The sequence below is a fragment of the Microcystis sp. M53598_WE2 genome, assembly GCF_030067735.1.
GTDB classification, from domain to species: Bacteria; Cyanobacteriota; Cyanobacteriia; order Cyanobacteriales; family Microcystaceae; genus Microcystis; species Microcystis aeruginosa.
Map to the genome: position 1 here is coordinate 1 of NZ_JASJFE010000651.1, position 10,103 is coordinate 10,103.

At 41.2% G+C, this 10,103-nt stretch carries 11 protein-coding genes and 1 pseudogene; 8 read left to right on the plus strand and 4 right to left on the minus strand.

The genetic code is table 11. From position 1 onward, the window contains the following. The first annotated feature begins 267 nt into the window (after positions 1–267). Entirely contained in the window at positions 268–708 is a 441-nt protein-coding gene (locus tag PX636_RS13185; RefSeq protein ID WP_002790561.1) for a DUF29 domain-containing protein, read from the plus strand. A 142-nt stretch (positions 709–850) separates the two neighbouring features. Continuing rightward, positions 851–1,026, plus strand: a pseudogene (locus PX636_RS22705) (DUF29 family protein); the annotation flags it as partial. 176 nt (positions 1,027–1,202) lie between these two features. Here PX636_RS22705 and PX636_RS13195 read toward each other — a convergent pair. Next, the gene (locus PX636_RS13195; protein ID WP_288117536.1) at positions 1,203–2,069 is read right to left on the minus strand and encodes an alpha/beta fold hydrolase; all 867 of its coding nucleotides are present in this window, start codon (positions 2,067–2,069) and stop codon (positions 1,203–1,205) included. 293 nt (positions 2,070–2,362) lie between these two features. On the opposite strand from PX636_RS13195, the gene PX636_RS13200 reads away from it, so the two are divergent. From PX636_RS13200 to PX636_RS13225, 6 genes are all read left to right on the plus strand, one after another. Continuing rightward, positions 2,363–3,343 carry an ABC transporter ATP-binding protein gene (locus tag PX636_RS13200; RefSeq protein ID WP_288117538.1) on the plus strand — a complete coding sequence of 327 codons (981 nt, stop codon included), beginning with the start codon at positions 2,363–2,365 and terminating at the stop codon, positions 3,341–3,343. Positions 3,344–3,552: 209 nt separating this feature from the next. Beyond that, positions 3,553–4,494, plus strand: a complete 942-nt coding sequence (locus tag PX636_RS13205; RefSeq protein WP_288117540.1) for an ABC transporter ATP-binding protein — start codon at positions 3,553–3,555, stop codon at positions 4,492–4,494. Further along, positions 4,484–5,314, plus strand: coding sequence for an ABC transporter permease (locus PX636_RS13210; RefSeq protein ID WP_288032366.1), 831 nt, complete (start codon positions 4,484–4,486; stop codon positions 5,312–5,314). Before PX636_RS13205 ends, PX636_RS13210 begins: the two co-directional genes overlap by 11 nt. Positions 5,315–5,316: 2 nt before the next feature. Continuing rightward, the gene (locus tag PX636_RS13215; RefSeq protein WP_288117542.1) at positions 5,317–6,843 is read left to right on the plus strand and encodes a GldG family protein; all 1,527 of its coding nucleotides are present in this window, start codon (positions 5,317–5,319) and stop codon (positions 6,841–6,843) included. A gap of 47 nt (positions 6,844–6,890) precedes the next feature. Beyond that, a complete protein-coding gene (locus tag PX636_RS13220) occupies positions 6,891–7,511 on the plus strand; it encodes a Uma2 family endonuclease (RefSeq protein ID WP_012265292.1) in 621 nt (206 codons plus the stop codon). 112 nt (positions 7,512–7,623) lie between these two features. Then, positions 7,624–8,199: a Uma2 family endonuclease gene (locus tag PX636_RS13225; protein ID WP_002798432.1), complete on the plus strand. Its 576-nt coding sequence runs from the start codon at positions 7,624–7,626 to the stop codon at positions 8,197–8,199. Between the two features lie 355 nt (positions 8,200–8,554). On the opposite strand, the gene PX636_RS13230 is transcribed toward PX636_RS13225, so the two are convergent. The 3 genes from PX636_RS13230 to PX636_RS13240 form a co-directional block, all read right to left on the minus strand. After that, positions 8,555–8,857, minus strand: a complete 303-nt coding sequence (locus PX636_RS13230) for a type II toxin-antitoxin system RelE/ParE family toxin (protein WP_002798430.1) — start codon at positions 8,855–8,857, stop codon at positions 8,555–8,557. Beyond that, positions 8,854–9,084 carry an addiction module protein gene (locus tag PX636_RS13235; RefSeq protein ID WP_002798429.1) on the minus strand — a complete coding sequence of 77 codons (231 nt, stop codon included), beginning with the start codon at positions 9,082–9,084 and terminating at the stop codon, positions 8,854–8,856. The genes PX636_RS13230 and PX636_RS13235 overlap by 4 nt, the downstream gene beginning before the upstream one ends. Positions 9,085–9,243: 159 nt before the next feature. Beyond that, on the minus strand, positions 9,244–9,951 hold the full coding sequence (locus PX636_RS13240) for a PEP-CTERM sorting domain-containing protein (protein ID WP_002798427.1): 708 nt from the start codon (positions 9,949–9,951) through the stop codon (positions 9,244–9,246). Between the last annotated feature and the right edge of the window lie 152 nt (positions 9,952–10,103).

Sequence of the window (10,103 nt, forward strand, 5' to 3'; positions counted from 1 at the left end):
CACATCTGATCATAAATTCCTTCTTCAACATAACGGTGAAAACTGGAATATTGCCAATCTTTCGGAGCGTTTACTAATCCATGATGCACGGTATTCGAGATGATTAACAAAATCTCAATAAAAAACCCTTGACAAATCCCCGCACTTGACAGATACTTATATATATAATGGGAATCCGTGCCTGCCTGCGAACCCTCTTTTTTTAGGTTAGATAAGCGTCAAAAAAATAAAAACCTAATACCTGACCAGCACTAAACAGGATAGGGTATGACAACTAAAGACTTATACGAACAAGACTATCCTGCTTGGTTAGAAGAAACGGCCAAACAACTGCGACAAAGACAGACAGATGTATTAGATTGGGAACATCTCGGAGAAGAAATCGAAGCATTGGGGAACGAACAGAGACATAAAGTAGATAGTTATCTCCTACAATTGCTCATTCATCTGCTCCTCTACCAATACTGGCCGGAGGAACGAGAAAGATGTGCGCGGGGATGGCAGGACGAAATCGGTAACTTTCGGGTGGAATTAGAACTTTTATTGGAGTCAAAAACCCTTTATAACTATTTTTTAACCAGAATCGCCGTTATTTACCCCAAAGCAGTGAAGCGAGTCCGACAAAAAAGCCAATTACCGGCCGCTATCTTTGCCGAAAGCTGCCCCTATAGTCCCGAACAAATCCTCGATTCCGATTTTCTCCCCTGAAATTCTGGCAGATTTTTGCAAAAAAATCCTTGACAAATCCCCGCACTTGACAGATACTTATATATATAATGGGAATCCGTGCCTGCCTGCGAACCCTCTTTTTTCAGGTCAAATAAGCTTCAAAAAAATAAAAACCCGATACCTGACCAATACCAAAGACTTATAAGAACAAGACTATCTTGCTTGGTTAGAAGAAACGGCCCAACAACTGCGACAAAGACGGACAGATGTATTAGATTGGGGAACCAACAGAGACATAAAGTAGATAGTTATCCCCTGCAATTACTCATTCATCTGCTTCTCTACCAATACCGGCCAATGTCTTCCCCACCGGCCAAATTCTGGTAGATTTTTTCAAAAAAACCCTTGACAAATCCCCGCCCTTGACAGATACTTATATATAGAATGGGAATCCGTGCCTGCCTGCGAACCCTCTTTTTTCAGGTTAGATAAGCGTCAAAAAAATAAAAACCTGATAACCGATCCCTAACTACCTATAAGCTTTTCACCCAATCACTAATCAACCGGTTAACCTCTGTGGGAATTTCATCGTGGGGACAATGACCGGCAGTTAGATAATATTCTGTGAGAGAAGGATAGTATTGACGGAATTTGGCCCCGCGTTCCCTAGTATTCATCCAAGGATCCCCCTCACCCCATAACATCAACAGGGGACAACTTAACTTTTGCAGGAGAATATCCACATTTTCCCCCCGGGGAGATTTAAACACAGAAGCAAAAACTTTGGCTGCTCCCGCATCCAGGGAAGGACGACGGATATCTTCTATTAACTGCTCAGTAATGGCACTGCGATCGAGATATACTTTCTCTAGGGTTTTGCGGATAGTTTTGGGTTGACGGGTATAGAGAAATAAGAGATAACTGGCCCAAGGTTGCAGCAAGATCGATCGCAGTAATTTTTGTGCTAAATTAGGCTGACGATTGCTTTCTGTATCGCTAAAGGGACCGGCACTATTGAGGAGAATTAATCCCCGAACATTCTCGGAATGATTAGCAGCTACACAGAGAGAAGCGTAACCCCCCAGAGAATTACCCGCTAAAACCGTCGGTTGGCCCACAACTTCCTTGATAAAATCATTTAATTGTTGCTGCCAAAGACTGCCACTATAGACAATATCCGGTTTAGCTGATCTACCGAATCCTAACAGATCGATCGCCCATACCTCCCATTCTGAGGCTAAACCTTGCACATTTTTTCGCCAATGGTCGGTGGAAGCGCCAAAACCGTGGACTAATAGTAAAGGGGGTTTTCCCGCAACTCTAGTACCCGCTTGCACATAGTGTATCGAATGTCCTTGCCATTGCCAATTTTGCCTGATTGTCAGAGCAGCTGTATTCATCGGCTGTTTTGTTAAGTAATGTGAATAATTCTTAGTCTAACCGATTGGGAAACTGGAGACACAGCTAGAGATTTTTAGCCAAACCCCTTGACTGAAAACGGAACTTGACATATACTTATATATATAATGGGAATCCGTGCCTGCCTGCAAACCCTTCATTTTTGGGCAAATAACCCTAAAAAACACTCTCAAAAAAAATCTTGAGCGGGACTAATCTGCCGGTATGGGTGGCTAACCCGGGAGAATTACTCCTGAATCACTGGCACAGTTTTTTGCTAATTCTGATAACAGCTATGAAGATTTTGACGATTTTACAGGGATTAATCGACAAAAATCCCTTAACTGAGGCGGATCTAGAAGAATTACTAGAGATCGAATCCTTAAGTTTTCAGCAGACTAACCCTCTCATCCTACAGGAAAGGGCGGAACTATTAACGATTCTCTGGCCGCGAGTCTGGCAAAAATGTCAGGAGTTAGGGATAAATCAGCCAAATCAGATTTTGATCAGCTGTTGGCGCTTCTGGATTCCCTGGGCGCTACAGCTACGCAGCCACGCAAAACCGTTGATTCAAGGCATTTTGGCCCCTCAAGGCACGGGAAAGACCACCTTAACATCCATAATGTCGATTATTTTAGCCTATTTTGATTTAAAAGTAAATAATCTCTCTTTAGATGATATTTATAAGACCTATAATGAGCGAATAAAATTGCGTCAAAAGGATGAAAGATTGCGCTGGCGTGGTCCACCGGGTACTCATGATATAGCATTAGGAATTAAAGTTTTAGAACAGGTTTGTCAGCAAGAAAGTCCGATTTTAATCCCGCGTTTTGACAAGTCCCTGCATCGAGGACAAGGAGATAGAATTGCAGCGGAACAAGTGGAACGAGTTGATATTCTTTTTTTCGAGGGTTGGTTTGTGGGCATGAATCCAGTAGAAGAAACAGTCTTTGATCATGCCCCCGATCCGATTAATAGCGAGGAAGACCGACAATTCGCCAGGGATAATAATCAAAGATTGCGAGAATATCTACCCCTCTGGTCAAAAATCGATCGCTTACTGATTCTTTATCCCCTTGACTACCGTTACAGTTTACAATGGCGACAGGCGGCCGAAACAAAAGGAGGTATGAACCCATCAGAAATCGAGGAATTTGTCAAGTATTTTTGGAAAAGTTTACATCCGCAATTATTTCTGCCACCCCTGCTCAAACAAGCGCATCTAGTGGTAGAGATTAATCGGGATCATAGTCTGGGAAAAATCAGTTATCAGTGAGCAGTAGGCAAGAGGCAAGAGGCAAGAGGCAAAAGAAAGAATCTGGCAATTCTCTTACCCAAAAAGAAGGTTAGAAACTAGGTCCATCAAATCTTCTAGCTTAACAAATTAGGTTTTAGATTCCGTCGAGTTAAAAGAAAGCTCCGAACTTGTCACTTAACACTATTGACTGATAACTGATAACTGATAACTGATAACTGATAAAGCTTATGATTGAAGTCGAACATCTGAGTAAAATTTATGGTTCTACTGCGGCAATTAGTGACGTGGATTTTACCGTAGAAAAAGGAGAAATTCTCGGTTTCTTGGGACCAAATGGAGCGGGAAAAACCACGACCATGAGGATTTTATCCGGTTATATTCCCGCCACGACGGGAACTGCAAGGATAGCAGGATACGATGTGCATCAACAATCCTTAGAAGTGCGTCGTCGCATTGGTTATCTTCCCGAAAATCCACCCTTGTATCCAGAGATGACCGTGGAAAGTTTTCTTGATTTTGTGGCGCGGATTAAAGGCATCTCATCGGGGGATAGAAAAGCGCGGGTAGATTTAGTTTTAAGCAAGTGTCAGTTACTAGAAAAAAGAAAAGTTATTATCCGCAAGTTATCCAAAGGTTATAAACAGCGTGTGGGAATTGCCCAAGCGATCATACACGATCCACCAGTAATTATTTTAGATGAACCGACAGTAGGATTGGATCCGAAACAGATTATCGAGGTGAGAAATCTGATTAAAAGTTTAGCGGGAGAACATACAATTATTCTCTCCACTCATATTTTGCCAGAAGTGAGTATTACCTGCGATCGAGCGACAATTATTAATCGGGGTCGCATCGTGGCCAATAATATTACTACCGCCCCCCCTGCCAGTTCCAGTTATGAAATTGAGATCGAGGGTGATAGGGATTCCCTGCTAGAAATCCTGCAACAACTGCCGCAAGTCGAGCAAGGGGCAAAAGTCGGCGATAACCTGCTCAAAATTGTTGGTCAAGTGGGAACAAACTTAGGGGCAGAACTTGCTAGAATAGTTGTCAACAATGGTTATAACTTATTAGAAATGCGTCGCACCCGTAAAACCCTAGAAGATATATTTCTGGAAGTAATCGGCAGCGGGGAAAGTAACCAGCAAGAGGAGAGGCATGATCAATAATATCTGGGCGATTTTTCGCAAGGAATTTCAAAGCTATTTTACCGCCGCCAATGCCTATATAATTATGGGGATATTTTGGTTAGTAGCGGGATTTTTCTTTAACTCCCTTCTCTACGGCATTATTCTCGATATTAGTATCCAGGAACAATCGGGATTTCTGGTAGCCAGAGATGTGGTATCTGAATTTATGACCACTTTCATCGGCATTATTTTATCCTCTTTATTGTTGGTAATTTTGCCAGCCCTGTCTATGGGATTATACGCAGAGGAAAAAAAACAGGGAACCCTAGAACTTTTAGCCACTTCCCCCCTGACTAATTGGAGTATAGCCATCGGTAAATTATTGGGAGTGCTGGCCTTTTTTACCGTGATGATTACCCCCCTCTGGATTTACGAAATAGTAGTTTTTAGTAGCGCAGTTCCCCCGGTAAATATAGCCAGTATTTTAATGGCTCATCTAGGATTAATTTTACTGGCAGCGGCCATCCTAGCCATCGGGATGTTTATTTCTTCCCTCACCAATAGTTCTATCCTGGCTTACATCATCACCTTTATCACCATCTTATTTATCTGGATACTGGATGTCATTGCTAACAATGCCGAAACCTTCTTTCGAGATCGCATCGGAGGAGAAGTGGGAGAACAGATCGGATTTTTCCTGAAAGAATTACTATCCCATCTATCTTGGTATCAACCCTTTAACAATTTCGTGCGGGGAATTTTTGACAGTAGTAGTTTAGTCATCCTCCTCAGTTATATTCTGCTGGGAATCTTCCTAACTACTCAAGCGATCGAAGCGGACCGTTATCAAAGAAACTAACTATGAGATACTGGCAAAAATACGGTAAATTTCTCTATATACCCGCCCTCTTTCTGGCTAGTGCCGGCTTAACCGTGGGGTTAATCTCCGGTCAATGGTCATCCCTCTCTCTGGGGTTATTAATTGCCGGGGCTATTCTGTTTCTAGGGTGGCTGTTGTTATTAGTAATCACTTCCAAAGACTTTTGGCAAAAAAGAAGTACCCGCACCGGTACTCAAACCCTCATAACTACTATTATTGTCCTCGGTGTTATCGGTTTAATTAACTTTCTTGCCCTCCGTTATCCCTATCGAGTTGATTTAACCGAAAACCAAATCTTTAGTTTATCCCCCCAAACCGAAAGACTATTAACCAATCTGTCAAAACCAGTCAAAGTCTGGATTTTTTCAACCCGGGGAATCAGTGCCAACGAACAGGAACTTTTAGCCAATTATCAACGCAAAAATCCCCAATTTCAGTACGAGATAGTTAACCCAGAGAAAAAACCCAATATTGTCCAAGAATTTAAAAAACTAGCCGATGATAATCTGTCCAGAGTCTATCTACAGTATGGTGAAAAAAAACAACCCCTAAAAACTATTAGTGAACAGGAAAATCTCACCGAAGCAAAACTAAGTAACGCCATCGAAACCGCTAAAACTAATCGCACTTTAACCGCTTACTTTCTGCAAGGTCATGGAGAAAATGCCATCAAGGAACCTCAAGGGGGTTTAGGACAAGCAGTCAATAGTTTAGAAGCAAAAGGTTATCAAGTAAAACCACTTAATCTAGTAGAACGTTCCACCATTCCCAATAATGCCGATGTCATTATTATTGCCAGTCCCAAAAGAAAAATATTTCCCCAGGAAGTCACCGCGTTAAAAAACTATCTTGAGCAAGGGGGCAAAATTTTATTAATGATTGACCCTCAAACCGAAACCGGATTAGAACCCTTATTAACCGCCTGGGGTGTGAAACTGGATAATCGGATTATTATTGATGCTTCCGGTGCCGGGGAAATCATCGGACTAGGACCGGCTAGTCCCATTATTACCAATTACGGCAATCATCCCATTACCCGGGATTTTGCTAACGGTATTTCTATCTTTCCCTTTGCTCGTCCCATCGCTACCGTTCCCGTCGAAGGAATTGAAGCCGTATCTTTAATGATTACTAATGATAAAATGTGGGCTGAGAGTGATTTAAATGATCAGAATCTCCAGTTTAACCCTGAAAAAGATTTAGCTGCTCCCTTTGATCTAGGAGTTGCCCTGACGGGAAAAAAAGGTAAATTAATCGTGATTGGTAATGCCAGCTTTGCCAGCGATGGACTGTTTGAACAACAGTTAAACGGAGATATATTTTTAAATTCTGTGCAGTGGTTAGCCAGTGGTGAAACAGCCACCTTATCTATCCGGGCCAAGGAACCAGAAAATAGAAGAATTAATTTAAATCCCCTGCAAGCTAACGCTATTTTTTGGATAGCGATGGTAGTGATGCCTTTAGTAGGATTTACCCTAGCTGGATTGACTTGGTGGCAACGTCGTTAATCGAGTTAGAATCTAGAAAAATCATCTCTCTTATTCCCCTAACTGCCATGACCACAACCCAAACTATCCCCCAATTGTTGACTTTTGATGACTATATCAATCAATATCCCGATGATGGACAACAATACGAATTAATCGCAGGAAAATTATTAGCCATGATGCGACCGATCGGAAAACACGAAGAAATTGGCGGATTTGTTTCTGGAACCCTATTCTTAGAGATAAATCGGCAGCAATTGCCCTATTTTATCCCTAATACTGCGGCAGTAAAACCCCTTCGCCCCCATACAGGTTATCTACCCGATATTATTGTCTTAGACAGAGAAAATCTAGTTAATGATCTCTATTGGGAAACCGCTTCCTCAATTTCTCTGGCAACATCAGCTAAATTAATTATTGAAATTGTCAGTTCCAATTGGCGAGATGATTATCTGAAAAAATTCGACGACTACGAACAATTAGGAATTGCCGAATATTGGATTATCGATTATTTAGCCAAAGGTTCGGCCCGATATATCGGCAGCCCCAAAGAACCCACCATTTCTATCTATCAATTAATCGATGGAGAATATCAAGGTAATTTATTTAAACAGGATCAACGTCTTATTTCAGGGGTTTTTCCAGAGTTAAACCTCACCGCTAATCAAATTTTTCGTGCTAGAGCTTAAAGAAAAACCCGTATTTTTAGATTGGACTTATGGTAAAAATCAAAAACTTACCTGAGAGTAAGGAGTCAGGAGCTTATAATAGAAAACAACTCAAGATCGGAGAAATCAATTAATGTTTGCCACAATAGAAGATAAACAAGCTCTTTCCCTCGAAGTATTTCTTGCCCTTCCAGAAACTAAGCCTGCTAGGGAATATTATCATGGAATTGTCACTCAAAAACCTATGCCCAAAGGAAAACACAGCATCTTACAATTTGAGTTAGCCTCTGCCATTAATCAACAGACTAAACCTCAAAAATTAGCTTATGCTCTACCTGAATTGCGTTGTACTTTTGCAGAACGTTCAATTGTGCCAGATATTGCGGTGATTCGTTGGGAGAATTTGCCAAGAGATCTAGATGGAGAAATGGCCGATCAATTTTTACGTTATCCCGATTGGATTATTGAAATTATGTCTCCTGAACAATCTGTTACCTTAGGGATGGAAAAGATTATTTTCTGTTTACAACAAGGAACAGAATTAGGTTGGTTGATTGATCCTTCAGCAAAGTCAGTCACCGTTTTTCAAACAGGATTACCGAAAGTACATATTGCAACTGAAGGAAATAATGAGCCTTTAGCAGTGATTAAAGGATTAGAACGTTGGTCAATATCAGCAGTGGATATTTTTGCTTGGCTAAAGGTTTAATTTGTTCTGTCAGCATCCTTTGGTTGATCAGGTTATTCCAGAAGAGAAGGTTGTCAAAGTTATACGGATGTGGACTCATTATCAATAACCCCTATTATTTATTTTACACTGGTAACATTAATGATTGATTTGGATTGTAAAAATTAGGAACATGAAAGGCTTATGGTATAAGACTTTTGCCTTCCGCAAAGCGGTATAAATCCCCTCAAGATAACATAAAAATACGATATAAATACCCCCTCAACTGACTGAATGAAGGGGGCATTTATGGTATTTTTAGAAGCAATTTAGCCTAATTTTGTGGTTTCTTTTTCGGTGGATTGGGAGGGTTTTAGTTTAGGTTTGAGTATCTCGATTATTCTAAATTTCGCTTTTTCCAGTAATCAGGTTTACGTTTTCCATGTGCGATCGCAACCACCCAGATAAATGCTTCAAATTCTACATAAAAGATGATGTAAGGAAAACGGCGAATGAGATAACGGCGCATCCCTTCGATAGTATGGGCTGTTCCCAGATTAGGGTTAATTTTAATTTTTTCGAGAGCTTGTTCAATTTCAGATAGTAAATCTAGCCCTAATCCTATCTTTTGCTTCTCATAATATTGAATAGCATTGTCAAGTTCTCGTCTTGCTTCACTGTGAATAATAACAGGTTTCACGAATATTTCTCTCGTAATTCCAATAATACTTTATCCGATGGTTCACCCTTGGCTGTTCCAGCATAAATTTCGGCTAACCTTTGAGTTAATTCTCTATCCCAAGCCTCTAAAACATTGTCATCTACACCTTCATCTAAGGAATGGATGAGAAAGTAAGCTAGTTCAGCGCGATCTTGCACAGAAAGTTGAGCAAGTTCTATTTTGAGGGTTTCTGCTGTTTTAGTCATCTTGAAAGCATCTATAACCAGTCATCTTAGATTGTAGCAGCTCTCGGCTTGCAAGATAAACCATCCTCCTTAAAATCATAGGAATTGAGAGAGTTATGCAAAAAATAAACCCCATCAACTGACTGAATGAAGGGGCGTTTGTCATATTTTAGAAGCAATTTAGCCTACTTTTGTGGTTTCTTTTTCGGTGGATTGAGAGGGTTTTAGTTTGCGTTTGAGGGTTGAAACTGCGCCAAGAGTACCGAGAGCGAGGAGGCCGAGGGTTGAGGTGGGTTCGGGAGTAGTTTGAGGCGGTTGAGAAATAGAGCCAAAGGAGATGTTATCGATGCTAAACACGTCATTTGGCGTAGATACTTTGGCAATAACATAAGAGATATCGTTCTGCGCTCTACTGATGCCCCGAAATGCAGCGAAAGATCCACCAGGAGGACCTGTCGGAATGGGAGCCGTATCGAGTAGATTGTTGGCGGAGTCGTAGGCTTGAAGTTCGTTGCCAGTAAAGTTCGGATCGAACCAGCCTAGGCCTACTTCATTAATAAGCGAACTAAAGTCGATACGGATATTAACATAACCCGTGGACCCCAAAGGTTGTCCGCCGTTTGAGCGGAGAGTCTTGTTGAATACTAGGGGGCCATTTGCTGTAAATGACGAGATATCGATGATAGCAAGTGGGGTGCTGGCACTGAAGGTTGCGTTGCCGATAATGAGAGGATTGGTTGTTAAACCTGATCCGAAGCTTTCAAAATCAATCAGGGTGTTCGTCGGTGAAAGTTGAGAGGGACTAGTAAGAATCGTGGCGTATGCTTTATTAGTCGCACAGCACATTAAAGCCAAGGTCAGAATAGCAAAAGAAGTAGATTTTAGCATTTGAAATCCTCTTGTATGTTCGGGGAAAGTCAGATCATAAGACCTCTTGCATAAATCCGAAAACAAACGATAGAAACAATAATGGGAGGGACTTTGAGTTAATTATTTATTAGTAGTTGATAATCTTCAAAAATGTTGCTGTACAAGGATCG

Excerpts from the sequence above, each read along its gene's own strand:
- PX636_RS13210 (WP_288032366.1), top strand. The coding sequence starts at position 4,484 with ATGATCAATAATATCTGGGCGATTTTTCGCAAGGAATTTCAAAGCTAT.
- PX636_RS13215 (WP_288117542.1), top strand. The coding sequence starts at position 5,317 with ATGAGATACTGGCAAAAATACGGTAAATTTCTCTATATACCCGCCCTC.
- PX636_RS13225 (WP_002798432.1), top strand. The coding sequence starts at position 7,624 with ATGTTTGCCACAATAGAAGATAAACAAGCTCTTTCCCTCGAAGTATTT.
- PX636_RS13185 (WP_002790561.1), top strand. The coding sequence starts at position 268 with ATGACAACTAAAGACTTATACGAACAAGACTATCCTGCTTGGTTAGAA.
- PX636_RS13205 (WP_288117540.1), top strand. The coding sequence starts at position 3,553 with ATGATTGAAGTCGAACATCTGAGTAAAATTTATGGTTCTACTGCGGCA.
- PX636_RS13200 (WP_288117538.1), top strand. The coding sequence starts at position 2,363 with ATGAAGATTTTGACGATTTTACAGGGATTAATCGACAAAAATCCCTTA.
- PX636_RS13195 (WP_288117536.1), bottom strand. The coding sequence starts at position 2,069 with ATGAATACAGCTGCTCTGACAATCAGGCAAAATTGGCAATGGCAAGGA.
- PX636_RS13220 (WP_012265292.1), top strand. The coding sequence starts at position 6,891 with ATGACCACAACCCAAACTATCCCCCAATTGTTGACTTTTGATGACTAT.
- PX636_RS13240 (WP_002798427.1), bottom strand. The coding sequence starts at position 9,951 with ATGCTAAAATCTACTTCTTTTGCTATTCTGACCTTGGCTTTAATGTGC.
- PX636_RS13235 (WP_002798429.1), bottom strand. The coding sequence starts at position 9,084 with ATGACTAAAACAGCAGAAACCCTCAAAATAGAACTTGCTCAACTTTCT.